We start from the raw sequence: 26,238 nt of genomic DNA, 5'->3' as shown, positions 1-26,238 counted from the left end.
TATTAGCTTGCTTCTTTAGGTTGTACTATTTCTTTTGAATCAACTTCACTAGTCTTAGATTCTTCTTCTTTATTTCCAGCTTCTTTATTTTCGTCTTTTACTTCTTCAGGTTGTACTGTTTCTTTTAAATCAACTTCACTATTCTTAGACTCTTCTTTTAAACCTTCTATAGCATTGTTAATATCGTCAACCACTTTATTAACTTCAGCCAAAGTGGCATTCGCTTTATTATTTAGCGTTTTTGCCGCTTCAATAGAATCTCTTAATGCCTGTACACTTTCTGTTGTCATGCCATCTGTTTCTGTATTTTCTGCACTTTCTATAGCTTTTACCAGATTAGAATATTTCACTATTATATTTTCGTTTTTATCAAAAACTCCTGTTCCCATAACTGTAACATTTACTGGAATAGTTACAGATTGTAATTGATTGTTCTTAAATGCATTTTTTGCTATATCTGTAACCCCTTCTGGTATTTCTACAGAAGTAAGTTTATTCATATAGAAAGCTCCCGTTGAAATTACAGTTAAATTCTTAGAAATTTGCACAGATTCTAGTTTATTTAAAGCAAATGCCATATTTCCCATACTTGTTAAATTTTTAGGTAAATTAACTGATGTTAAACTATTCTGAGCAAATGCATACATTTCTATAGTTTCTACAGTATCAGGTATATCTACAGATGTTAAGCCTTTGTTCTTAAATGCACTCAACCCTATACTAGTAACTGTTTCTCCTTTAATAGTACTAGGAATAACTATTTCTGTTTCAGTTCCAGAATATCCAGTGATTTTTCCATTAGAAAATTGGTACTCTTGTTCTATTTCTTTATTACCAACTGTAACTTTAACATTTACATCTGGTTTTTCTGCACTCATACCTGTTGGTAAATCATATATAGCTGTAAAAGTATATTCTCCAGCTTTATTTGCATCATAATCTTGGCTTGACCACGTTGCACTTACTTCTATTGTATCTCCATTGTTTAATATCATTTTTATATTTTTAGGGATATTTATATCCTCTTTTTTTGTTCCAAAATCAACATCTAATGGTTGAACTTCTTTTACTGAATCTACCGCTAAAACAATTATTTTATGATAATCTGAATGTTCAAACCAGTGGTTATTATTATCTGAGTCTAGATTAAGTGTAAAGATATGAACTTTATTTTCATCATTCTGATGTCCTTTATTCTCTTTGAATGCCTCTCCATGTATCTTTTTAACATCTTTCAGTATTGTTACTGATGTTAATTGGTTTTTATAAAATGAAAAACGATCTAATGCTATGTTCTCTATATCTTCAGAAAATGTAGCAGAGACTAGATTGTTTTCAGCAAAAGCGCTATTTCCTATTTTCTTCAAAGTCCCTGGAAAATCCACATATTTTAAACTATTTTTATTAAATGCATAAGCATCTATCTCGCTTACACCATCTGGAATAGATACTTTATTTAATTGATTTTTTTCAAAAGCACCAGTGTTAATAATGAATCCAGTTAATCCATCTGGAATTGTAACGCTAGTTAATCCCTTATTTTCAAATGCTTTACTTGCTATATCTGTTATAATTTTTCCTTGTTGATTTAACTTAGATAAGACTAAGTCTTTGTTTGTTTCCAATTTCTTTAATCCGTCTTCAGTAAAACCAGTTACGCTTGTACCTTCAAAAGTAAAGTCTGATGCTTGCCACTTAGTATCATCTTGATTTTCAGACATTTCTTTTACTATTACAGTTCCTGAAACTTCTAGTGCTGTTGTAGGTTGTGATTGAGATACTCCTTTTGGAAGTTCAAATTTTCCTACTGCAATATATTCTCCTGATACATTTGCATCATAATTATTAATTTTCTAAACTAAATTTACTATATGCTCTTTATTATTTGAATCAATTATAAAAGTAGTTTTTGCTAATTTATCAATAGCTGCAACTTCAGATGTTTTAATGTCTACTGCTACTGGAGCTACTGTTCCTATTGATTTAATTGTTATTTTTTCTGCTACTTCTTTTTTCTTACATTTAATCACAAGTTCATTTTCTTTATCATTCAAATCAAGGTTTCGTTTATCTACATTTTCTAATTCATATTCATTATTACTATATTCAGGAGTTATCTGTACTCCAGTATCTCCTATATGCAAGTATTCTTCGTTTACTGTATTTTTCCATATTTCTTGTTCTTTTAAAACTGTGTTTTCAAATTTATATTTAACAATAATTTTTGCAGGATTGATTACATGATATTTAGATTCTTCAAATTTATTTGGGTTTTTGTAATCATGTGTAAATAGATGAACTTTTCCATCGTGACCTAAATTTTTATAGAAAGAATTTCCATTTAGTTCTTTTATGCTACTTGGAAGTTCTACATCTTTTAACTGGTTGCTTGAAAAAGCATATGGTTCTATCTTCTCTACACCTTCTTCAATAGTTACTGAAGTTAAAAACTTGTCATGCCAACTATTTTGAAATGCACTTTTTCCTATAACTTTCACATTTCCTGGGATTACTACAGATGTCATTTTGTTTCTAGCAAATGCTTTTAATCCTAACTCTTCTACAGTATTAGGAATAGTTATTGATTCAAAACAGTTATTGTTAAATCCAGATAAATATTTCAAAGTACTAGGCAACTTCACTTCAATCAATTTATTATCACTAAATGTCATATCATCTATTCTAGTAACACCTTCTGGAATAGTTACAGTAGTTAAGTTGTTATAACCAAATGCTGCTGGTATTGTTTTTAAACTACTTGGAATCTTTAAATCTGCTATTTCATTAAGTGTAAAAGCTCCACCTTCTAATTCTGTAACACTATCTGGTATAGCTAAAGATTGTAATTTGTTAGCATTGAATGCTAAACTTTTTATAGTGGTCACACTATCTGGAATATCAATAGATGTTAAAGCATTATATCTAAATGCCTCTTTTCCTATAGTCGTCACAGTATCTGGTATCTTTACAGAATTTATACCAAATGCTGCGTCTTGCTTAGTATTCATATCACCTATAAATGCCCTATCAGCTATCTGTGTAATTTCTTCTCCAGATTCATTAAGTGCAGGTATAATTAAATCTTTATTTGTTTTAAACTTTTCATTACCTTTTTCAGAAAAACCAGTTATAGATTTTCCTTCAAAAGTAAAGTCTGATACTTCCCATGTTTTATCTATAGCTGTTATATCTGTACCTTCTTGTGTAATATCAAGATTTATTTTAAGTGTGTACATATCATAGTTCAAATCAATGCTACACTCTGAATGACGAGGATCTTTACTCGTGTTTTCTTCTATATTTATTTCAATTTTGTCATTATCATAATTGTAGTTTGCTTTGAAATAAGAATTCTCGTCATCATTTGTTAATGAAATTGCTGGTACTTGTACTCCATACATATCTTCTAATTTCTTTGTATATTCATCTAACCCCTTGACCGGATTATCTATATTAATTATAGAAGTTTCGTCATTTGTCGAGATTTTAATCGGTTCTTTTAAAGTTTGACCATACATGTTAAGGAATAGATCATCATTCCAATCATCATAAGCTACAAGTGATAATTCTGAAACTGGAGTCAAGTCAGTAACATGACTTGCTGCACAACTAAAGCTTTTAAGCTTTGGTAAACTATTTACAAAACTAATATCTTCAACAAAATTACTCTCTATACTTAAATATTCCAAGTTAACCAACTTACCAAGCGGTGCTACATCAAAAGCTTCTTTCCCACGATTACAATAATGCATGTCAATCCATTGTAGATTTGTAAGACCTGTTATAGGTTTAATATCCACAATACCTTCATTATTGTAAATATCTAAATGCTTTAAATTTACAAGACCTGAAAGAGGCGTTAAATCTTTTATATCATTTCTATGTAAATCTAAATAATTAAGTTCATTAAGATTCTTTAGAGGTGTTAAATCTTTTATATTGTTTGTATGTAAATTTAAATAATTAAGTTTATTAAGATTCTTTAGTGGCGTAAGATCACTAATTTTATTTTGTCTTAAGTTTAGTTTTTCTAAATTAACTGCATATTGCAACCCTTCTATATCTTTAATTTTTGGGTAAGAATTTCCTTGCTTATCCTTCATCATTTCTGGAGAGCTAATATCTAACTCTTTTATAGATTCCATTTCTTCTTTAGTAATATCTGATTTAGTATCTCTCTTTTCACCTAATGTCTTATTAATTACCTTTCTTAAAGTATCACTTGGTATCTCTACAGTGGTAGTACAACTTGCCTTTGAGTCTTTATTTACTTTATCTATTTTAGAGTCTTTACCTATTTGTATTTTCGTATTTTTTGCATTTTCTTTTAAATCTAATTTTTTAACCTCTCCATTATCCAAGTGAATATCTGCATCTTTTGCATTTACCTGTACCTCATCAAAGTCTCCTTTTAAAGTAACTTTATCTTTATCTTCAATAAGAATATCTCCAAATCCAGATTCAGTTAGCTTATTCTCTACAGATTCCTCTTCATCAATTATCGCTCCTGATTTTAATGTTAATTGTCCTACTGTCGTGTTTCCTTCAGCTACTAACCTTACTTTATCATCTTCTTTGTTAACCTCTACATCTCCTAATTTACTATCTTTTATATGTATACTATGCTCTCCTCCGCCGTATATATATATTTCCTGTTACTATAACATTTTTAAGATATACATCTCCATTTCCTACAGAAGAGTGTATTGTAAGTTCATCAAAAGTTCCTTGTAATGGGTTTTCTTTTGTTGAATACTGATCTTTAAATATAGTTCTAGCTGATGAACTTGAGGTTGAGTTAGAGCTTGAGCTTGAGTTAGAGCTTGATTTATTATCAGACTTCTTTTTAATTGTAAAGCTTGATGCTGAGTTTGATTTAAATACTTTCTCAAGCATTGCAGCAGCTTCTGCTCTAGTTATATTTTGCTTAGGACCAAAAGTTTCATCTGGATATCCGTTTAAATATCCTCGACTCACCAATAATTCAACAGATGCTTTTGCCCAGCTAGCTATTTCGTCTTTATCTTTAAATTTATTAATTACCTGTGATTTATCTGTTTTGCTTATTTTAAGTACCTTTCCCATAATTACAGCCACTTCTTGTCTAGTAATCAAATCATTAGGTCTTATAGTCTTGTCTTCATATCCTGATATATAACCTTTTGCTTTTGCCTTTCTTATATCTTCATAAAACCAATCGTCTGCTGATACATCTTTAAAATCTATATCGTAGACCAACTTAAAGTTATATGCCTTATTCATAAGTGCTATAAATTCAGCTCTTGTAATTTGCTTATTAGGCTTGAATGTTCCATCACTGTATCCACTTATAACTCTTTTTTTAACTAATTTTTGAATTTGTGTTTTCGCCCAGTGATTTTCTATATCTGAAAACGTTTTTAAATTTTCAGAAAAGCCAATCCCCATTGAGGTCATTATCATTGATGCTGATATTATGATAGACAGCGAGCGTTTTATATTTCTTTTTAGCAATCCCATATTTCCCTCCCCTACACAGTTAAATATGACTCTGTGATTTACTTTTTTGGATTTTTCAACTTTATTTTACATCATAATTCAAAAATTGCAAATTATACCACACATTATATAACTAAATTGCATTTTTTTGAAATAGAAAAAAACTATACCATCGGCCAATAGTATAGTTTTTTATTTCAAAAATATCTATAATTTTTATGTTTCTTTCAAGCATTTATTAATACTATCAATAGTATAATTCACCTCATCCATAGTATTAAAATGACTAAGACTAAATCTTACCGTTCCACTTGGAAATGTCCCTAGTGTCTTATGTGCAAAAGGAGCACAATGAAGACCGCACCTTGTCATAATTCCAAAATTTTTACAAAGATTATATGATATAGCTGCATTATCATACTCTTTAAAATCTATAGAAGCTAAAGCTGTTCTTCCTTTTATTCCACTTTTCCCTATCAACTTTATATTCTCTATATTATTAACTCCCTCTAAAAATGTATTTAAAAGATTTAATTCCTTTTCTCTTATTGAATCTATTCCCTCTTCAAATAAATATTTTAAAGAAGCATTAAGTCCATATATACCAGGTATGTTTAATGTTCCTGCTTCAAATTTATCTGGCATATAATCTGGATGAATTTCATACTCTGATAAACTACCTGTTCCTCCTTCTATAAAAGTAGTCATTTGATCTACTAATTTATCACTTACAACAAATCCACCTATTCCTTGCGGTCCTAAAAGTGATTTATGTCCTGTGAAAGCTATAGCATCAGCACTTAATTTTTTATAATCTAAATTTAAAAAACCAGCTGTTTGAGCTGAATCTATAATAAAAAATATATCATTTTCTCTACAAATTCTACCTACTTCTTCAAGATTTAGTATTGTTCCACAAACATTAGAAGCATGTGTCATAATAACAGCTTTTGTATTAGGTTTTATATGTTTTATTAAATCACTAGCATTTAATTCTCCAAATGCACTACACTGTACCCTTGAAAACTCAACTCCTTTTTTAGTCAATGAATTAATAGGTCTCATAACAGCATTATGCTCCATAGAAGATACTATTACATGATCTCCTTTTTTTATCAAACCTTTTATTAATATATTCAAACTCTCTGTTATATTTTTTGTAAAAACTACATTTTCTTCTTTATCAAAATTAAATAGCTTGCAAATTAATTCTCTAGTCTCAAATACTACGTTTTCTGCTTCAAATGAAGATGTATAAGCTCCTCTATTTACATTACAACCTACATTATCTAAATAATTTGAAATACTCTTTGAAACACCTATCGCTTTTGGAAAAGAAGTTGCCGCATTGTCTAAATATACTGAATTCATATATATCACTCCTATATTTAATATATATTCATTTTATAATATTACTCATTTTTACAATAATAGAAAATCTCTATATATTTATGACGAATTATACATTTTTTCAATTTAACTTTATCTACATATTCTGATAAAATTTTGTTTGCAATATATAATAATAAGGAGGTTTTATGTAATGGATTCAAAAAAAGGTATTATATTTACAGGTGCCATCGTTGGTATTATCGCTGTACTTCTAGTTAAATTTGGAAATCCAAAAAACATGGGATTTTGTATAGCATGCTTTATAAGAGATATATCTGGAGGACTTGGTTTTCATAGAGCTGCGGTTGTTCAGTATTTAAGACCTGAAGTAATGGGCTTAGTTTTAGGTTCTTTTGCAGTAGCTAGTTTAAAAAAAGAATTCAATGTCAAAGGTGGATCTTCTCCATTTATTAGATTTACTTTAGGTGTTACTGTAATGATAGGAGCTTTAATGTTTTTAGGATGTCCTCTTAGAATGGTTTTAAGACTTGCAGGAGGAGATTTAAACGCTATAGTTGGAATTATAGGTTTTACTTTTGGTATTGTTTTAGGTATTGCTTCACTAAACAAAGGTTTTTCTCTTAAAAGAAATTATAAATTACCTAAAACAGAAGGTTATATATTCCCTATAGTGAATATATTTTTAGTAGTTTTATTAATACTAGCTCCAAGCTTTATATTCTTTAGTGAAAAAGGACCTGGAGCTATGCATGCACCAGCTCTTATTGCCCTGGCTTGTGGATTAATAGTTGGTATATTATCACAAAGAACTAGACTTTGTATGGTAGGTGGTATAAGAGATTTAATATTATTTAAAGATACATATTTAATATCTGGATTTATAGCTATACTTGTATTTACTTTAATAGGAAATATAGCTTTAGGATACTTTAACATAGGTTTTGAAGCTCAACCTGTTGCTCATTCTGACGGACTTTGGAACTTCTTAGGAATGGTTTTATGTGGATGGTCTAGTGTATTATTAGGTGGATGCCCTATGAGACAATTAATTTTATCTGGTGAAGGTAATACAGATTCAGTAATTACAGTTATGGGACTACTTGTAGGTGCTGCTATTTGTCATAATTTCGCTTTAGCTGCAAGCCCTAAAGGACCTTCTCCTAACGGCAAAATAGCTGTTATAGCTTGTCTTTTAGTTGTTGGTTTAATATCTTACTTAAATTCTGATATGGCTAATTTAAAATCTAAAGGTAAAGGAGTTGCTTAAAAGTGATTAAAGTAGATGTAAGAGGTATGTCTTGTCCTCAACCTGTTCTTATAACAAAGAATGCTGTAAATTCTAATCCAAAAGAAGTTGAAATTATTGCAGATGATAATACTGCTGTAAACAATATATCTAGATTTTTAAAAAGTTCAGGATATAAATATGAAGTAAAAGAAATCAAAGATGATTATATTATAAATGCAAAAAAATAGAGTGAGGTAATATAATGAATGAATATATAGCAATATTTTTTACCCATTCAGGAGCCATTAAGTTCGATAGATTCTGTAAAAAAAATAATATTACGAGTGAACTAATGCCTGTTCCTAGAAAGCTAAGCTCTAACTGTGGCATATGTTCTAAGTTTTGTTATAATGATAAAATTGATAATCTCATTTCTGATGAAATAGAAAGAATATATGAATGCCACGAAAAAGAATATATTTTACGTTATGAAGAGTAATTATTTAAACAAAATGCCGCTTATTAATTAAGCGGCATTTAATCTATCTTTGCTACATTAAACCTTGAATTTATCTGATATTTCTTTTAATTGCTTTGTCTGCATATTTAATCTGGAAATATTCTCTGTGATTGTTGAAAAACTTTTTACCTGATTATCAATTATAGAATTAATTTCATCTACTGATGCAGCATTCTCTACAGAAGTTTGCGTTACTTGATTTGTAGCATTTGAAATTCCCTCTGTTATTTGAGCTTGTTTATTTGATAGATGGGCTGATTCTTCTGAAAACTCTTTAATCTCATAAACAGATTTTAATATTTTTTCAAACTGTTCTTTAGCTTCCTTTGCACGCTCAACAGAATTATTTGATTTAATATTGCCATCCTCTATAGCTTCAACTGCATTTTTAGATGCATCTTGTATATAGTTTATTGCCTCAACAATAGATTCAACAGATGTTTTAGATTCTTCAGCCAACTTTCGAACTTCTTCTGCAACTACAGCAAAACCTCTACCCTGTTCTCCTGCTCTTGCTGCCTCAATTGAAGCATTCAAAGCTAAAAGGTTAGTTTGTTCAGCAATAGATTTAATTAAAGTTACAACATTTCCAATGTCTTCACTTGATCTTCTAAGTTCTATAATTATTTCTTTGGTATTTTTATTAGATTCCATAACTAGATTATTAGATTCTAAAACTTCTGTTATAGATTGATCTCCTAATTTTGTGAATTTCTCTACTTCATAACTCTTTTTAGCATTTTCATCCATTTGATCAGATATATTTTTAGCATTATGCTCTAATTCTACAATACTAGCATTTACTTCTTCTGATACACCAGCATTTATTTGAGCAACATCGGATACCTCATTAACTTGGTTAGATATACTATTAATACTGCTACTAACCAAATCACTTGCTCCTTGTATATCATACGTAGCATTAGATATAAATTCAATATCTTTCTTAAGTTCATTAATAAGTATTTGAATTTTTTCTACAAAACTGTTAAAAGCATTTCCCAAACTTTCAAGCTCATCTCCAGTATTGATATTTACTCTTGAAGTAAGGTCGCCCTCCCCATCAGCAATATCATTCATTTTAGATAGCAAATTATTAACCGGTGTAGTTATAAGCTTCTTGCTAAACATAATACTCACGAAAAAAATAGCAAAAGCAAAGATTAACATACTAATTTCAACAATTTTTAACCACATAATCTTATCATCATAATCTTTTTGGTACATTAAAACTATATCATTAATTTCATTTTTTAATGGTAAGGCATTAGCTATGATGTGATTTCTTAAATCCTCAGATATATTCCCATTTATTGCATTTTCAATAGGCTCAATATAATTATGAAGATTTTTATCTGCACTAACTACTTTATTTACAATATCTTGATTTGAATTTTTATTTAATCCAAGGGTTTCATCTCCATGTGCAAGACCATCCATAATCTGATTATATTTTTTTAATTCAGTTGTTAATACCTCTTTTGATTTTTCTGTATTTTCTCCTCTTTCTATATCATCTAAATAATCTAAGGTATACATTCCTAACAGCATAGTCCTCATCCTCTGACTACCAGAAAGATTGATTGCAACACCATCATTTTCTAAATCTTTCAAAGTAGTAAACAAAAACATTACATTTAAAATAAACGGTACCATCAACAGTAATAATATAAAAATAATTTTTCTTTTTATTGTTTTTAACATAACTTCCCCCTATTTGATTATTAATATAGATTTATCATAAAACTAAGAGTTCTAAGACTCCATCCTCTTAAGGCTAGCGATAAAACTTATCAGCTTCTGGATTAGTAAAATCTCTTTTCTTTATATACCCACTAGTAATCAATATATTCATATTTATATTTTTTTAAAATCTACCATTTTTCAAAAATGCATCGATTAGTTCAACAGTTTCAAGTTGGTAGTGAATATCTTTATGTCCATAGGGTAGTTCAACAAAATCCTTTAAACCATCAAATTTCACAGAATTTATTGTAACTCTGCCATCATTTTTATCATCTAGAAATTTTCCTAAAAATAAATTTTGCTTATTTCCTGCTATTGCTCCAATTTCAATTCCATGATTATCTTTAAGATTTAAAGCTTTTATATTTTCACTTTGAAGAGATTTTAAAGTTTTAAAAATACTTGTAAGTATTTTTATAATGCGTCCAGCAATATCAGCAAGTTCACTTCCATTGTTTGGTGTTGCTATTAAAACACATTTATCTATTCTATCTAAATACTTAGTAGTAGTTAATACATGTCTTATAATTAATCCTCCTGTGCTATGTCCAACAAGATGTATTTTTTCATCTGATTCAATATTTTGTATCATTTCTGAAATAATACTTTCTAGTATATTAGTAGAGTGTTCAATTTCTTTGAATGTAAGTGGTAAATCTACTAACACCCCTTCATATCCAAGCTTTTCTAAGTTATTCTTTAAAACCTTCATATCCTTAGATTTTTTATTATATCCATGAATTAAAATAATTTTTTTACTCATTTTTACCTCCTATCAAGTGAAACTTATCTTCCGGTGAAGTTTGTAACTCCATCTGATATATCCCCCATATTATCTATACTAAATAAGCACCTAGCTTTTCAGCTAAATGCTCTTTATTATTCTTACTTATTTAATTTAGTATTTCTTTGACCCGACCTACAATACCACTTTCAAGCATAACTTTAATCCCATGATGATGAGTAGGTGATTTTGTAAGAATTCTTTGAACTACACCTTCTGTCAATTTTCCAGAACGTTGGTCTTGCTTTTGAACAACTCTTACTTTTATACCTTGTTTTATATTAGATCTTTTTTCTCCAGTCATATTAATCCACCTCTTTATTTACAACTTAACATATGATGATAGTATATCATATAATTTATAGTTGAACTAAATAAGGATTGTATTTGCAGAAATTTTGCATCTACTTTCCAGTAAAGATTTTATTTTTAATTCATTATAAGTATTGTTCTTAAGTCCCATTTTTTTGAAATTAATAGTAGCTCTTTCGTACCATATTAAGCGTAATAAGTTGAAAAAAATATAAAACATTAATATAATTGAATACAATGAAATTTGTATTATTTTGTATCAAAATACATATTTTGAGGAATGTATAGTACTTCAGTTGTATTTAAAATTCCATCTGGATTAAGTTTCACTTTATAAATTTAATAATACTAGGAGGTTTTATAATGATATATTCAGTCTCTATAAATGGTTTTGAAGAACAAAACATACAAGTAAAAATAGGGGGTCTAAGAGGTCCTCGTCTGTTAATCAATGGTGAAGTTGTTCCAAAAGGTAAAAAAAGAAAAATGACAGTCAAAAAAGATGATGGAAGTGAAGTTATTGCTACATTTAAAAACAAATTAGTCGGACTACCTAACTTAATAGTAGATGGTGAAGAGATTAATGTGACAGAACCTCTAGAATGGTATGTCCAGATATGGTGCTATATGTCTCTTCCTTTAATTTTTATAGGAGGTGCATTAGGAGCATGTTTTTCAATAATTGCATGTAGCATTAATACTATTATTTTTAGATCCTCGATGAATGTTATTTTGAAGTATATTCTATCATTGGTAGTAACATTAATTGCAATTGGTATGTATTTGACTCTAGGATATATGGCAACACAAGCTTTACGATAGACACAAAAATAAACCCACTATTGTAGTTTAATAAACTACAATAGTGGGTTTATTTTTGTGTCTAAACACCGTATTATTTTTTACGTATAACGATTGCTTTTCCTTCTTTTCTCCACTCTGCAAATTCAGCAACAGCAGTGAAAAGTGCATCTGTTGAAGAGTTAAGTGCAGTCTCACAAGAATCTTGAATAACTCCTACAACAAAACCTACTCCAACTACTTGCATTGCTACGTCATTTGGAATACCAAATAAACTACAAGCAAGAGGAATTAGTAATAATGAACCTCCAGCTACTCCAGATGCTCCACAAGCACTTACAGCTGAAAGTATACTTAAAATTAATGCTGTCCCCATATCTACCGGATTACCTAAAGTATTAACTGCAGCAAGTGTTAATACTGATATTGTAATTGCTGCACCCGCCATATTTATAGTAGCACCAAGTGGAATTGATACTGAATAAGTATCCTTATCTAATCCTAATTCTTCACATAGTGACATGTTTACTGGTATATTTGCAGCTGAACTACGTGTAAAGAATGCTGTAACACCACTATCCTTTAAGCACTTTAATACAAGTGGATATGGATTTTGGCGAATAGCGATAAATGTTATAAGCGGATTCACAACAAATGCCATAAAGAACATACATCCAACTAATACAGCTAGTAACTGTCCATAGTTAAGTAAAGATTCAATACCATTTGTAGCTATTGTATCAAATACTAGACCCATAATACCAAGTGGTGCAAAGCTTATTACCCATCTTACTACTTGACCTAGTGCATCTGCAAAATTACTAATCATTGTTTTAGTAGTATCAGGTGCATTCTTTAATGCAAGTCCAAGAAGTAATGCCCAAGCTAAAATACCGATATAATTAGCATTAGAAAGTGCAGTTATAGGGTTTGAAACTATATTCATAAGTAATGCCTTTAATACCTCTGAAACTCCTCCTGGAGGAGTTACATTCTCAACACCTGCTCCAAGTGTTAATGTTACCGGGAACATAAAGCTTGCTATAACAGCAACTAGTCCTGCTAAAAATGTTCCAAGTAAATAAAGAACTATGATTGATTTCATATTTGTCTTTTGACCGCTCTTATGTTGAGATATAGCAGCCATTACTAAGAAAAATACTAGTACAGGTGCAACCGATTTTAATCCACCTACGAATAATGAACCAAAAATACTGATTGGTTGTGCCGCTTCTGGAGCTACCATAGCTAAAATAATTCCGACAGCTAAGCCTATAATGATTCTTTTAACTAAGCTTAACTTATTCCATTGTTTTAATAAGTTTGTCATTACAATTTCCTCCCATGACTTTATAAAATATGTTTTTTGTCATGAATCAGAATGTATTCAAGTTAAATAGAAGATTTTATAATTCCAGTAAACGTTTTCCTTTTTTTCATTGAATACTTCTAAAATTCTGACTACATTGACATATTAACACAGTTTATACTTCATTACAAGAAATTTTAATCATTTTTTTATATTTTTAGCATTGTCAGAATTGTCTAAATTATCATTTTTATAGGTTTTATTTACTTGAGACTTATAACATTAATTTTATACATAATATTATTTTTTTATATCCTTAACCCCTTTAAATTTGAAGATTTCAGATGATTTATTTCTATATATTAAAACAAGCATATAATCTACTTTAATCAGATTATATGCTTGTTTTAATCTAATTTCTTATTCAACTTCATAATTTCACTATTTTGTATATTCCTTATATACAGAAGGTGTTTTTTTGAATTACACCATACTCTTATTCAAAGTTAATAATTTTATATTCACCTTTGTCTCTCATATCATCAAGAGTAAATTGTACATCCTTATAATACCCTTCTCCATCATGGAATTTACCCGTAACTTTAATATGAGACATATCATTTAGCATAGGAGCATAAATATCCACATAAGAATTTTTTAATGTTCCTATATTCTCTACTTCTCCGCTTGCATCCATACTATCAAAATATGTTATTTTTATATTTTCTAACTCTCCAAATATAGAAAATGTCATTTTAACATTATCCGGATTATCTCCAAAGCTTACTGTTCTTCTAGCTAGTTTATTTTGATTAATAGTTTGGTGCATAGGAATAACTACCAATCTATAATCGCTATAGATAATTTTCAAATCTTTATTGCCACTATTTATCGTTTCATTATCAAAGCCTTCAAGCTTAGAGTATCCTACTGCATCAGAGAATTGTAACTCTATAGCACTTGCTATTTGAGCAACTATGTCCTCATCTATTCTAACACCAAGGTCACATGCAAATTTTCCATGTCTATCCACTACATATCTAGTTGTAGTTCCATTTTTTTCTGTACTTAATATTACATAGTTTGTATAAGGATATTCTCCAACATCACCAAAAAATGCTCCTTTGTTTACATAAACAACCTTGCCATCCTTTAAATTAATATAATAAGTTGAAGGATTGCTTTTTTCAGTTGTTGTAAAATAAACTTTACTTTCATCAAAAGATTTTTCTGCATATTCTACTTGGTACTTATCTGATATTTTTACTTTTTTACCTGTATTTTTATATGTTATAAAAAGTGCATTGTTTTCTATATCATATGTATATCCTTTTTTATAATCATTTACCTCTTCTTTGACTACTTCTTTAACCTTATTCTTTAATTGTAATAATTCTTTTTTGTAATTCATATTATCTTTATCAAATATATATCTTATTTTTTGTATAGGAGTTCTAACCCCTGTTTCAGAATCTTCTTCACTTGTTACAAAAACAAAATTATTTAAATCGCCCTCAATAATATCACCATATTGATTCCTCCAATCAGAACCTGGTGGAAGACTTGCTATATTTTCCATTATAAGTTCTAAATTCATTTTGTTTATCTCTTTTCCATCAAACACATAGACATTCATAATCCTCATAAAGGCTCCAGAGCCACCACCTTTTTGAGTAACAGAAATAAATCCATCATCATAAGCAAGAGTATTTTCATATTTAGCAAGAGCTATATCACTTGGAATAACCTCATATTTACCATTATCTCCTGTGATAAAAATAATTTTTTCAAGATTTCCATCTCCATATGTAGTACTAAAAGCTACTTCCTCATTTTTATTATTATTAATATCCATATAGAAAGATTTCCATTTATCAAAATCTTCTCTAGTATACTTTCCATTATACTTAGTAGATATAAAATCATAAACTGCATCTTTATCCTTTACCGATACTACTTCTTCTTTTTCTTGTTTTTTCGTTTCTTGTTCTTTCGTTTCTTGTTTTAAACTTTTATCGGTTTCTTGTTGAGTAGTTTTTTTATCCCCACAGCCTGCGAGCGTGAATAACATAATAATCATAGTCATAAAGCAACATAGTTTTTTCATGATTTTTCTCTCCTTATACTTAATAATATTAATCTTCAACTTGATAAACATCTATTACTTCTATTTTATCTGAATCAATTGATCCATTATTGCTATCGTTTAATTTTAATGCTAGCCCATTTGGTAATACAAATTTGTCTTGTACATATACATCATCATGATGATTGTAAAATTGCTTATAATTATTTTTACAATACTCATTAGCATCTGATAAACTCATTCCTACTTTAAGATCATCTATACTATAAACTCCATTTTTAATTTCTATTCCAGCAATAAAGCCCTTTATATAGTCCTTATCATCGTGGCTCACCATTACAGTTAATCCATCATAGTATAAAAGCTTTGTGAAATATTCATAATATCCCCCATCTTTTTCTGTCTTCACATCAACTGGAGGATACTTCTTAACAAAATCAGCAACATATAATGTATAGTCAATAGGGGTTGTTATTTCACCATCACTATATACCTTTTTCTCCTTTTCTATATAATAATCTCCTTCTCCCATATTGATAAAATATCCACTTGATAATATATAGTCTACTGCTTTTTTATACTTATCTCCTACAACAGGGTCATTAGTATTTTTATAAAAATATGTATCTTTTACATCACTCGGTACAAATCCATCATTTCCTTGTTTACAATACATATTAAACACAGCTTCATGGTATTTTAGAGGATATTCATTGTCTGTTTGATCTGTTGGATCTTGTTTTTTATCAACTGAAATTACTTTATAATCATTACAAACAAGTCTATTTAATTCACTATCATACTTTAAATTGTCAAATTCGAATGATATTTCAACAGGAATCTTACCATTATATTCTTCATCCAAAAAAGTCCCTGATTCAGCATAGTATGTAAAATACTTTCTTGGTAATAGGTTGGTAATCTTATCATCATCAAAATTTATTTCCATAAACTCCTTACCATCATACTCAAATGGCTTATCTAACACAAGACCTGCTCCAACAGGTATATAGTCTGGTAAAAATTTTCCTGTTATAGATATTGTTTTGTTTATTTGTTCTTCTGTCTTGCTAGACTCTTCTTTGCTACATCCAACAGCTCCAATACACATTAATAAAATAATCAATATACTAATTATTTTTTTCACAATAATCCTCCTCTTATATATTTTGAATTTTCAATTTTATTCGGAATGTTTATTTTAATTCTACAATAAATGACTATATTTGTCACTAATATGTTATTTTTTTTAAAAATAGAAAATCCAGTATAACTAACTAAAAAAAATTAGTATACTGGATTTTTTAATCTATATTTTAAACTTCCCAATAATATCTTTCATTTTATTAGCAATTCCAGCTAATTCTTCACTAGCTGTTGCCATTTCTTCCATAGATGCAGTTTGTTCTTCAACAGATGCATTTACTTCCTGTGTTGATGCAGCAGATTCCTCTGAAATTGATGATATGCTTTCAATAGCTGTAAATGTTTTAATCTTATTTTTATCAATTTTTTCTAATGCATGAACAAGATCTTTAAATTGTTCCATTAAACCTTTCATTGAATTATCTATAATATCATAGGATTCTACTGTTTCCTCTAAATAAATATTTACATTTCCTACAATTTTACCAGCTTTATCTACATTTTCATTTGCAACTTTTATTTTATTTGTCATTGTTCCAAGAATATTTGATATATCGCCTGTTGCATTTTCCGTTTCTTCTGCCAATTTCCTTATCTCTTCTGCTACAACAGCAAATCCTTTTCCAGATTCTCCTGCTCTTGCTGCTTCAATAGATGCATTTAATGCTAGTAAGTTTGTTTGACTAGCAATATTTGAAATTATATTTAGAATATCTACAATGGATTTTGATTGTTCTTCTAATTCCTGTGTATTATTTTTTACTTGTGCTGCAATATCTATATTTATTCCAAATTCCTTTTTAAGTTTTTCTAATGTATCTTTACCATTTAGGGTAACTTTCTTTACATCTTGAGTGCTATTATTAACCTCTGTAGCTGTGCTCTGAGACTTAGTAATTAACTCTCCTAATCGTGAAAGTTCTCTTACTGCACTCTCAGCTTCTTGAGCCTGTGATGTAGCTCCAATAGCTATGCCTTCTACAGCATTTGCTACCTCTTGGGCAGTTACTCCATTTTCATTAATTCTATTAGAAAGCTGTATAGATGAATGTAATAAGTTTGTAGAAGATTCCTGTATTTCTATAATGATATCTTTCGTATTTTCTGAAATTGTATGAAAAGCCCTTCCTAAATCACCAATTTCATCTTTTGATTTCATGAATTTATCAGGCACTTTAGTTGTTAAATCTAATTTAGATAGCGTTATAGCATGTTGAATCGCTAAACTAATCGGTTTTACAAACATACTACCTATATAATAAGTAATAATAATTGCAATAATAATTGCAACAATAATAATAAATATTAAATTCTTTCTAAGGTTAAGTACATCTGTTAATAATTCCTTCTCTGGAGCCCTCACTGCTATACTCCACCCTGTATTTCCAATAGGATGATATCCACAATAATATGTTTCACCTTTATACGTGTATTCTTCTGTAGCTGATTCGCCTGATATCATTCTTTCAATTACTCCTGCTAACTCTGTTAATCCCTTGTCTTCTTTAGCAATTTGAATAATATTGTCTTGTCTTTTAACTGCTTCTATATCTTTATAGGCAATGGTAGTTCCTTTATCATTAACTATAAAAGCACCACCAGTAGATTTTAATTTAATGTTCTTGATTGCATTACTAAGATACTCAGCTTTAACAAATCCAACTACAACACCTTCTATACCATTTCCTTTTATTGGTGCTGAAACAAAAAATTCAAGTTCTCCAGTCACATCGCTGAATATTAAATCACTAAAATATGGTTTGCCTTGCATCGCTTCTTTAAAATATTTTCTTTCACTTACATCAGCTTCTTTTTCGTTAGTAAAATGTGCATTACCATTTTTATCAACAATAAACATATCTGCAAATATATCATTTCTTTCAACCTCATATTGCATAGCTTTTTTCTGTTGAATCCAATCCCAAGATTCAATTGCATTCCTATTTGCAATATTATCCATAATTGTTTCAACCTTAATTAATTCCGATTCTATATACTTACTATATGCTCTAGATATTTCAATTAATTCTTCATCCACTGTTTTTTGTAGTGCTTCTAAGGATGATATAGATGCTATTATTCCAAGACCACCACTAATTAAGATAATTATTGCTGAAAAATATGCTATTAATTTAAATCTAATACTTTTAAACATAGGTCTCCTGCTACTCAAAACATGGACAAATATACCCATATCGAGATTATTACTGTTTCAACGTACTCTGTTTTGACTAAGCTAAGCTTAAAATCTAATACAGTTTGTATAGCACTGGGTGAACACACAAAGTGATTCACTCAAAAGCAGAGCTTTTGGTTCTCTACTTTTCCACAGTCGTTAATTCCCCAAATAGCCTTGGGTACATATATACGATTGCTTGTTTATGCAATTTCGTATATTTTTGCATTTTCTAAATTAATACTAGCATTTAAATCTCTATCAATTTCAAGTCCGCATTCACATTTATAAACTCTATCTTTAAGTTTTAAATCTTTTTTATATGCTCCGCAAACACTACAAGTCTTTGATGATGGATAAAACCTATCAACAACTCTTAACTCAATTTTATTAAGTTTACACTGGTATTCAAGTTTCACTCTAAATTCATAGAATTTTTGCCCAGCTATTGATTTAGATAAATGCTTATTTTTCATCATCCCTCTAACATTTAAATCTTCAATAGTTATATGACTTGGTTTTTGCCTAACTATTTCATTAATTGCCTTATTTATATAATCAGTTCTGATGTTAGATAGCCTTTGATGAACTTTCTGTACTTTAACTATTTGTTTTTGGATATTTTGCCTAGTAGCTTCTCCTTTCTCTTTTTGATTTCTTAATTTCAAACTTTCATATTTCCTTGAAAGTTTTCTTTGCTCTCTTTTTAACTTCTTTTCTATTTTCTTGACCTTAGCAGTTTTATTAATATTCTTTTTATGAATACCATTAGAGATAACTGCAAACTCTTTAATTCCAATATCTATCCCAATTCCTTTTGTATAAGGTGTATCTTCAACCTTATAATCTTCTTCAATTATTACTGATACAAAATATCTATCAGCTTTTTTAGATACTGTGCCATTAACAACTTTTGAATTAGTAGGAATATATCCTTTTTCTTTTAATCTAATCCATTTTAAGGTTGGGATATTAATTCTATGTCTTTCTATTTTCCAATCTGTTTTATTGTTTTTAGGAAAATATAATTTAACATCAGATTTGTTTTTTTTCTTAAATCTTGGAAATTTGGATTCTCCTTTAAAGAACCTTTTATATGCAGTTTCAGCATTACATATAGCTTTCTTACGTGCTTTAGAACCGCATTCATTAATCCATTTATATTCTTCTAAAACTTTAACTTCATTGTTTATATATTTGTCAAAGTTATTTGCACTCATAAAAGCTTCTTTTTTATCAATCTCACCACTTTTGTATTTTTCATAAATTTCTTTATTATTTGCTAAATAAGAATTATATAAAAACCTACAAGTGCCAATGCTTTGATTAATCTTCTTTTTCTGTTTTTGTGTTGGGTATATCTCCGTCTTGTACGCTCTTAGCAATTTCTCTATCCTCCCTAATCTTTTTCTTATACTTTCTTAGACCATAAATTCTACAACTGAACACATGAAGTATTGATATAATATCTTGGACTAACTCTTCTTGTGGTGAAAGACTTTCATTGTTTACAACTATAATTTTAGTATCAAACTTTCCTAAGAATCGTTCAAACCATTCAAAACCAAATCGTATAAATCTATCTTTATGAGTAACTAATATAGATTCAATTTTGTTTTCCATACATTCTTCTAAAAGCTTATTCCACTTTTTACGATTATAATTTAGTCCACTTCCTATATCTTTAATAACTTCATCAACAATAATTCCTTTTGCATTTGCAAAATTCTTTAGAAATTCAATTTGATTAACTAAATCATCCTTCTGATTATTTGTAGATACTCTTGTATATATAACAATTTTTCTATCTAAATTATTTTTTAATCCTTTGAACTCTAAATATTGGTCATAAGTATAATACCTTCGATTAGTTGGAGTTCGTTTTGCTTTAAGTATGTTTTCTCTGTCCCAACGTTGCAATGTTTTTACTGATACATTTAATACTTCAGCAAATTCACTTGGTTTATAGTTCGTTATATGCTTCAATATACTCATCCTTTCATCATGAGTGTATTTTAACATATTTAAACACTTTTTTCGATATTTTTAGTAACTATTGACTTCCTCCTTTTTTAACTAGTTTTAACTTTATAGAATTAATACATTTTCTATACTACTTTATATTCAATTCCATTATCATTTAATACTCTATTTTTACAATATTTATACATTTGATGAATATAAAACCTCCTTTTTAATTATTTGTAATTAATTCCATCAAACAGTTTTCTACATTTTTCTCTTTATTCCTTCCTTGAATTACATTTTTTATCATTTTAAGCTCCAATTTCAAAATAAAACATCCAAAAATAATATATAATACTTCAAATCATCTTAGTAATAGTGCCTAATTTTTCAGAACAAACGCATAAATAGTTTTTAGTTAAGATATTTTTTACTTTGGATGAAATATAGATTAGGCATATAAAAAATAAATAAGTCAGGTTACGAAGTAATTTTGATTATTTTCTAGACACTCAATCATGAGCATATTCACTATATATAAGTGATTGAGTAACAACGAAAAGAATCAAAAATACAAGTAAGATGACTAGTTTATTTTTTGAATATGCCTTATACTTAATTGAATAATACATACTAGGAGGTGTTGTACATAAGTATAAAGTCTCTTTTAAATAATCCACATGAGAGAATGGAAATTCAAAAAATGTTAGATGATTTTTGTGACTTAACAGGTCTAGCAGCTGTTATCACTGATGAATACGGAAATATGCTTACCAATGTATCCAATATAACTTGCTTTTGTCTTATTATGAGAAAGCAAGGAAATCTATGTTGTAAATCTGATGAAGAAGGTGGGAAAATTGCTGCTAAAACGGGAAAAATATGCATGTATAAATGTCATGCTGGTATAATAGATTTTGCTGTTCCTATTTTCATAGGAAAGGAACATGTTGGAAATATTTTAACTGGTCAAGTTAAAACAGATGCTACATTATCGATGGATTTGACAAAAACCAACTTGCATACTTTGAATTATGATACTAAAACTTTGATATCTTACTTTGAGGATATCCCATATATGGAGCAAGAAAAACTTGAAAAATGCACAAAAATACTAGAAATAATTAGAAAGTATTTGGTAAATCACATAAAGCTTAATCGAATAAACAAAGAAAACAAATTACAAACAGAACAAATATCAATCTATAATGATTTTAAATTACGATCTGAGATGATTGTAGACTGTGTTAAAAATGTGAAATATGATGTAGGCAAAAATCTTATTATAGAACTTATAGATGATCATATATGTCGTGATTGTTCAAAGCTAAATAAATCTTTATATAAGAATATTTTCTATTACGAAATGAAAAGCTTAGATATAGATTTACAAGATATTAATAATTTTGATATTAGAGAAAATATGAATATTAACTCATATGACTATGCATTTTTTTTAAAAATATATGATTATGTATTTGATTATGTATTGAGTTCAAAATTTTTTAAAGTTACAAATAAGATGGACTATGCAACTTCTTATATCCAAAGATATAGTAATAAAAAAATAACTAGCAAAGACATAGCAAGATATATGAACCTATCTCCTGATTATTTTTGCAAGATTTTCAAGAAACAGTTTGGACAATCTGTTATGGATTATATAATAGGTTATAAAATAGGAATCGCCAAAAAGAAACTTATTCATTCAGATTTATCAATTATTGAAATTTCAGTTGATTTAGGTTTTTCAGATTCAAATTATTTTAGCCGTGTATTTAAAAAAAAGGTAGGTGTATCTCCCAATACATATAGAATGAATAATTCCAGTCTATTAATTGATTATGTTAACAAAATAACGGAATAATACAGAAAGATGTCGGAATAGTTCATGTATAAATTTTTCTTTATTTGATATAATTTATCAAAACAAAGGAGGTTGAAGAGTATGGCAACTAAAATAGTAATCAGCCCTGGTAAATATATTCAAGGTCCTAATGAATTAAAAAAACTTGAAACTTATTCAAATCCTTATGGTAAAAATGTATTTATCATTGCGGATGATTTTGTTATGAATATGACAAAAGATATAGTATCTAAGAGCTTTGAGGGTACTAATAGTACTCATACAATGGAAATTTTCAATGGTGAATGCTCTAAAGTAGAAGTTGAAAGATTAAAGGAAATTGCCTTATCTAATAAAACTGATATTATTGTAGGTATAGGTGGTGGTAAAACATTAGATACTGCCAAAGCTATTGCTTACTATATGGAAAAACCTGTTATGATTGTTCCAACAATCGCATCAACAGATGCACCAACTAGTGCACTTTCAGTTCTTTATACAGAAGATGGTGTTTTTGATGAATATCTTCTTTTACCAACAAATCCTGCAGTAGTTCTTATGGATACTACGATTATTGCAGGTGCACCTGTGAGACTTCTCGTATCAGGAATGGGAGATGCTTTAGCAACATATTTTGAAGCTAGAGCTACAGCTAGATCTAATTCAATGACTATGGCTGGTGCAATGCCTACTGAGGCAGCTCTTGCTCTTGCTAAGCTTTGCTACAATACATTGCTATCAGATGGTTTAAAAGCTAAACTTGCTGTTGAGAGTAAGGTCTCAAATCTAGCTGTTGAAAAAATAATTGAAGCCAATACATTTTTAAGTGGAATTGGATTTGAAAGTGGTGGTCTTGCAGGTGCTCATGCAATCCACAATGGCTTAACTGTGTTAGAATCATGTCACCACTTATATCACGGTGAAAAAGTAGCATTTGGTACAATTACACAACTTGTTCTTGAAAATGCTCCATTAGAAGAAATCAATGAAGTTATAAGTTTTTGTAAAAGTGTAGGACTGCCTACTAATCTTAAAGATTTAAATGCTGAAAATGCAACTACAGAACAATTAATGGAAGTTGCAAAATTAGCATCAGTAGAAGGAGAAACTATCCATAATATGCCATTTGTTGTTACAGCTGAAGATGTTTATGCAGCAATTTTAACAGCAGATAAATTAGGTTCTTAATACATAAAAATAAATCCAGTAAATATAATATCTACTGGATTTATTTTTAATTAGAATATTTGACAGAAAGATTTTACTACACCTTGAATTTTAATGTTAATAATTTTAACTCTTCTGCTAGTTCAGACAGCTCTTTACTAGAAATCTCTATATTCTTTACAGAGTTAGTTTGTTCTTCTATAGAAGCTGAGACTTCTTGTGTTCCAGCTGCATTTTGTTGAGATATGGCAGAGAGTTCTTGCATCCTAGCCATGACTTCTGTTTTTCTATCATTCATTTGTACTTCAGAATCATTTAATTTTATTATAGTTTCTTTTGATACTTCTATTGAATCTGATATTTCATTATACTTTAATTTTGTTTCTTCTACATTGTAAACCTGCTCTTTTACAATTTCTAACACTCTATTGATCATATTTACCCCAAGAATAGAACTTTGTGTTAATTCTTTTACCATATCGTCTATTTTTTCTGACGAGCGTGCTGATTGCTCTGCTAACTTTCTTATTTCTTCTGCAACTACAGCGAATCCCTTACCAGACTCACCTGCTCTAGCCGCTTCTATTGCTGCATTTAATGCTAATAGATTTGTTTGTTCTGCTATAGATGTTATAAGATTACTCGCCTCACCAATATTATTAACTTTTTCATTTGTTTGATTAATTATTTTTGAAATATCTTTTGCAGCATTTTCTGTTTCATTAGCTTTATTAGTTAAATCCTTAATAATTGTTAAGCCTTCATTAACAAGTCTAACTTCATAATCTGTCTTTTCATTAATATTATTTACTAACTCCTTGTTATTTTCTATTAAATTCCCAATTTCATATATTTTTTGTGCTCCAACTTCTGTATTTTGAGCTTGCTCTGTACTCCCTTTTGCTATTTCCTCTGTTGCAACAGCTACTTCATCAGATATTTTAACTACCTGTACACTTACAGAATATAAATTTTCTGACGATGTAGATACATCTGCTGATGATTTTATAATATTTTCAATTATTTCTCTAAATTCTTTTACCAATATATTTAGTGAATTAGCCAATATTCCTATTTCATCTTTTTGTTTTAAATACTTGTGTGGAATATTTTCTTTTAAGTCTCCTGTTGCCATCCTACTTGCAAATTTTGATGCGACTATAATTGGTTGTGATATCTTTTTTCCAACAATGACTGCAATGAAAATAGTTAAAATCACTCCAAATAAAGTTATTAATAACAAATAATTTTTTATTTTAGAAATACCAGCATATATTTCACTAACAGGTGGTGATACTCCTAATAGCCATCCATTTTCAAGTTTACAAAATCCCATAATCTTTTCTGTATTATTAACCTCATAAACACTTATTCCATTCATTTTTTCAGATATATCTATTTTAACCTTCTTAAAAGCTCCATTCTCAACTAAATCTATATTATCTTCACTTTTATATTTAGGATGTACTAAAAATTCAAAATTCTCACTTAATAAGAAAGCATACCCTGTATCATACACTTTAACATCCTTAATCATTTTTTCAAAATCATTAAACATAATATCGGTACCAACAACACCAATAATTTGATTGTTTAAAGTAATGGGATAAGAAAATGTAATTAATTTTTCATTAAAATATTTATCATCATATGGTTTACTCCAAACCCCTTTATTCTCTTCTATAGGTTTCCAAAACCATGATGTTTCATCAGATTTAGATGTTAAATCTTCATAAGTTACAACTTCTCCCATGTCTATATATTTATCATCCTTCTTAAAGTAAGCAACTTGCAAATCACGATTTACAAACTCTGGTTTAAATTGCACATATGTATCTAAATTTCCTTCCATCATATAAGCATATTTTTCTACTAATTTTACAATATTTAATCTTAATTTTTTCCTTACCTCTATATCCTCTAATTTTTCATAATGGCTATCCTGCAATAATGTATTTATAGAATTTTCCAAGCCCATAATTTCCTTTTGTGTCGTATGAAATTTTGCATCTAATTCTTTAGCCCTTTGCTTTGCTAAAGTCTCCAAACGACTTGAAGCTTCCATTTTTACAGTTTTTGAAGACATATTCAAACCTACAATTGTTACTATACCTGTTATTAATATAGTGCATATAACCATAGCAATAATAATTTTAGTTTGTATTTTTTTCATCATTTTTTGACTCCTCTTTTTATTTAATATTATCTATCATTTAACAGAATCTTTCAATATATTTTTTAGTATTTTTTGAATTTTCTGCCTGTTTAATCATTTCTATTTGTAACATAATTTTAAAAAATTAATAATATTTCTATTGATA

Annotated in this window: 20 protein-coding genes; 6 read left to right on the top strand and 14 right to left on the bottom strand. The window is 28.8% G+C overall.

The genetic code is table 11. The features are described 5' to 3' along the window. Positions 1–2 precede the first annotated feature (2 nt). From N4A48_RS03350 to N4A48_RS03335, 4 genes are all read right to left on the bottom strand, one after another. Positions 3–1,721: a leucine-rich repeat domain-containing protein gene (locus N4A48_RS03350; protein WP_293664293.1), complete on the bottom strand. Its 1,719-nt coding sequence runs from the start codon at positions 1,719–1,721 to the stop codon at positions 3–5. Between the two features lie 132 nt (positions 1,722–1,853). Next, positions 1,854–4,361 (bottom strand): leucine-rich repeat protein, encoded by a 2,508-nt coding sequence (locus tag N4A48_RS03345; protein WP_293664291.1) that lies wholly within the window; start codon positions 4,359–4,361, stop codon positions 1,854–1,856. 259 nt (positions 4,362–4,620) lie between these two features. Next, positions 4,621–5,499 (bottom strand): S-layer homology domain-containing protein, encoded by an 879-nt coding sequence (locus tag N4A48_RS03340; RefSeq protein ID WP_293664289.1) that lies wholly within the window; start codon positions 5,497–5,499, stop codon positions 4,621–4,623. Between the two features lie 195 nt (positions 5,500–5,694). Then, positions 5,695–6,849, bottom strand: a complete 1,155-nt coding sequence (locus N4A48_RS03335; RefSeq protein WP_293664287.1) for an aminotransferase class V-fold PLP-dependent enzyme — start codon at positions 6,847–6,849, stop codon at positions 5,695–5,697. Positions 6,850–7,021: 172 nt separating this feature from the next. Between N4A48_RS03335 and yedE the strand changes: the two genes are divergently transcribed. The 3 genes from yedE to N4A48_RS03320 are packed head-to-tail and all read left to right on the top strand — an operon-like array spanning position 7,022 to position 8,558. After that, on the top strand, positions 7,022–8,098 hold the full coding sequence (gene yedE / locus N4A48_RS03330; protein ID WP_293664286.1) for a YedE family putative selenium transporter: 1,077 nt from the start codon (positions 7,022–7,024) through the stop codon (positions 8,096–8,098). A 2-nt stretch (positions 8,099–8,100) separates the two neighbouring features. Next, positions 8,101–8,307, top strand: coding sequence for a sulfurtransferase TusA family protein (locus N4A48_RS03325; RefSeq protein ID WP_293664284.1), 207 nt, complete (start codon positions 8,101–8,103; stop codon positions 8,305–8,307). 14 nt (positions 8,308–8,321) lie between these two features. Continuing rightward, positions 8,322–8,558 carry a DUF3343 domain-containing protein gene (locus tag N4A48_RS03320; RefSeq protein WP_293664282.1) on the top strand — a complete coding sequence of 79 codons (237 nt, stop codon included), beginning with the start codon at positions 8,322–8,324 and terminating at the stop codon, positions 8,556–8,558. 57 nt (positions 8,559–8,615) lie between these two features. Here N4A48_RS03320 and N4A48_RS03315 read toward each other — a convergent pair whose 3' ends face one another. The 3 genes from N4A48_RS03315 to N4A48_RS03305 form a co-directional block, all read right to left on the bottom strand. After that, entirely contained in the window at positions 8,616–10,283 is a 1,668-nt protein-coding gene (locus N4A48_RS03315) for a methyl-accepting chemotaxis protein (protein ID WP_293664280.1), read from the bottom strand. A gap of 163 nt (positions 10,284–10,446) precedes the next feature. Beyond that, positions 10,447–11,088, bottom strand: coding sequence for an alpha/beta fold hydrolase (locus tag N4A48_RS03310; RefSeq protein WP_293664278.1), 642 nt, complete (start codon positions 11,086–11,088; stop codon positions 10,447–10,449). 130 nt (positions 11,089–11,218) lie between these two features. Next, positions 11,219–11,413 carry a YwbE family protein gene (locus tag N4A48_RS03305; protein ID WP_293664276.1) on the bottom strand — a complete coding sequence of 65 codons (195 nt, stop codon included), beginning with the start codon at positions 11,411–11,413 and terminating at the stop codon, positions 11,219–11,221. A 371-nt stretch (positions 11,414–11,784) separates the two neighbouring features. Between N4A48_RS03305 and N4A48_RS03300 the strand changes: the two genes are divergently transcribed. After that, positions 11,785–12,243, top strand: a complete 459-nt coding sequence (locus N4A48_RS03300) for a hypothetical protein (protein WP_293664274.1) — start codon at positions 11,785–11,787, stop codon at positions 12,241–12,243. A 73-nt stretch (positions 12,244–12,316) separates the two neighbouring features. On the opposite strand, the gene sstT is transcribed toward N4A48_RS03300, so the two are convergent. The 6 genes from sstT to N4A48_RS03270 form a co-directional block, all read right to left on the bottom strand. Further along, positions 12,317–13,552 (bottom strand): serine/threonine transporter SstT, encoded by a 1,236-nt coding sequence (sstT, locus tag N4A48_RS03295; protein WP_293664272.1) that lies wholly within the window; start codon positions 13,550–13,552, stop codon positions 12,317–12,319. 475 nt (positions 13,553–14,027) lie between these two features. Next, positions 14,028–15,638 carry an LptM family lipoprotein gene (locus N4A48_RS03290; RefSeq protein ID WP_293664270.1) on the bottom strand — a complete coding sequence of 537 codons (1,611 nt, stop codon included), beginning with the start codon at positions 15,636–15,638 and terminating at the stop codon, positions 14,028–14,030. Between the two features lie 28 nt (positions 15,639–15,666). Further along, complete coding sequence (locus N4A48_RS03285) at positions 15,667–16,764, bottom strand: hypothetical protein (protein ID WP_293664268.1); 1,098 nt, start codon at positions 16,762–16,764, stop codon at positions 15,667–15,669. Positions 16,765–16,926: 162 nt separating this feature from the next. Then, positions 16,927–18,918 carry a methyl-accepting chemotaxis protein gene (locus N4A48_RS03280; RefSeq protein WP_293664266.1) on the bottom strand — a complete coding sequence of 664 codons (1,992 nt, stop codon included), beginning with the start codon at positions 18,916–18,918 and terminating at the stop codon, positions 16,927–16,929. Positions 18,919–19,142: 224 nt separating this feature from the next. Then, a complete protein-coding gene (locus N4A48_RS03275) occupies positions 19,143–20,324 on the bottom strand; it encodes an RNA-guided endonuclease InsQ/TnpB family protein (RefSeq protein ID WP_293664264.1) in 1,182 nt (393 codons plus the stop codon). Then, the gene (locus N4A48_RS03270) at positions 20,266–20,916 is read right to left on the bottom strand and encodes an IS607 family transposase (protein ID WP_293664301.1); all 651 of its coding nucleotides are present in this window, start codon (positions 20,914–20,916) and stop codon (positions 20,266–20,268) included. The genes N4A48_RS03275 and N4A48_RS03270 overlap by 59 nt, the downstream gene beginning before the upstream one ends. A gap of 631 nt (positions 20,917–21,547) precedes the next feature. Here N4A48_RS03270 and N4A48_RS03265 point away from each other — a divergent pair. Both N4A48_RS03265 and N4A48_RS03260 read left to right on the top strand, forming a co-directional pair. Beyond that, positions 21,548–22,771 (top strand): PocR ligand-binding domain-containing protein, encoded by a 1,224-nt coding sequence (locus N4A48_RS03265; RefSeq protein WP_293664263.1) that lies wholly within the window; start codon positions 21,548–21,550, stop codon positions 22,769–22,771. Between the two features lie 81 nt (positions 22,772–22,852). Continuing rightward, on the top strand, positions 22,853–23,938 hold the full coding sequence (locus N4A48_RS03260; protein ID WP_293664262.1) for a glycerol dehydrogenase: 1,086 nt from the start codon (positions 22,853–22,855) through the stop codon (positions 23,936–23,938). 76 nt (positions 23,939–24,014) lie between these two features. On the opposite strand, the gene N4A48_RS03255 is transcribed toward N4A48_RS03260, so the two are convergent. Continuing rightward, the gene (locus tag N4A48_RS03255; RefSeq protein WP_293664261.1) at positions 24,015–26,093 is read right to left on the bottom strand and encodes a methyl-accepting chemotaxis protein; all 2,079 of its coding nucleotides are present in this window, start codon (positions 26,091–26,093) and stop codon (positions 24,015–24,017) included. Positions 26,094–26,238 lie beyond the last annotated feature (145 nt).

Origin of the sequence: Tepidibacter sp. (assembly GCF_025210165.1) — a bacterium.
Lineage (GTDB): Bacteria > Bacillota > Clostridia > Peptostreptococcales > Peptostreptococcaceae > Tepidibacter_A.
This window is presented reverse-complemented; position numbering and strand designations above follow the sequence as displayed.

Bases quoted from the DNA above. Each gene is read 5' to 3' on its own strand.
- N4A48_RS03305 (WP_293664276.1), bottom strand. From the start codon at position 11,413: ATGACTGGAGAAAAAAGATCTAATATAAAACAAGGTATAAAAGTAAGA.
- N4A48_RS03315 (WP_293664280.1), bottom strand. From the start codon at position 10,283: ATGTTAAAAACAATAAAAAGAAAAATTATTTTTATATTATTACTGTTG.
- yedE (WP_293664286.1), top strand. From the start codon at position 7,022: ATGGATTCAAAAAAAGGTATTATATTTACAGGTGCCATCGTTGGTATT.
- N4A48_RS03280 (WP_293664266.1), bottom strand. From the start codon at position 18,918: ATGTTTAAAAGTATTAGATTTAAATTAATAGCATATTTTTCAGCAATA.
- N4A48_RS03255 (WP_293664261.1), bottom strand. From the start codon at position 26,093: ATGATGAAAAAAATACAAACTAAAATTATTATTGCTATGGTTATATGC.
- N4A48_RS03320 (WP_293664282.1), top strand. From the start codon at position 8,322: ATGAATGAATATATAGCAATATTTTTTACCCATTCAGGAGCCATTAAG.
- N4A48_RS03335 (WP_293664287.1), bottom strand. From the start codon at position 6,849: ATGAATTCAGTATATTTAGACAATGCGGCAACTTCTTTTCCAAAAGCG.
- N4A48_RS03310 (WP_293664278.1), bottom strand. From the start codon at position 11,088: ATGAGTAAAAAAATTATTTTAATTCATGGATATAATAAAAAATCTAAG.
- N4A48_RS03350 (WP_293664293.1), bottom strand. From the start codon at position 1,721: ATGTCTGAAAATCAAGATGATACTAAGTGGCAAGCATCAGACTTTACT.
- sstT (WP_293664272.1), bottom strand. From the start codon at position 13,552: ATGACAAACTTATTAAAACAATGGAATAAGTTAAGCTTAGTTAAAAGA.
- N4A48_RS03290 (WP_293664270.1), bottom strand. From the start codon at position 15,638: ATGAAAAAACTATGTTGCTTTATGACTATGATTATTATGTTATTCACG.
- N4A48_RS03340 (WP_293664289.1), bottom strand. From the start codon at position 5,499: ATGGGATTGCTAAAAAGAAATATAAAACGCTCGCTGTCTATCATAATA.
- N4A48_RS03300 (WP_293664274.1), top strand. From the start codon at position 11,785: ATGATATATTCAGTCTCTATAAATGGTTTTGAAGAACAAAACATACAA.
- N4A48_RS03260 (WP_293664262.1), top strand. From the start codon at position 22,853: ATGGCAACTAAAATAGTAATCAGCCCTGGTAAATATATTCAAGGTCCT.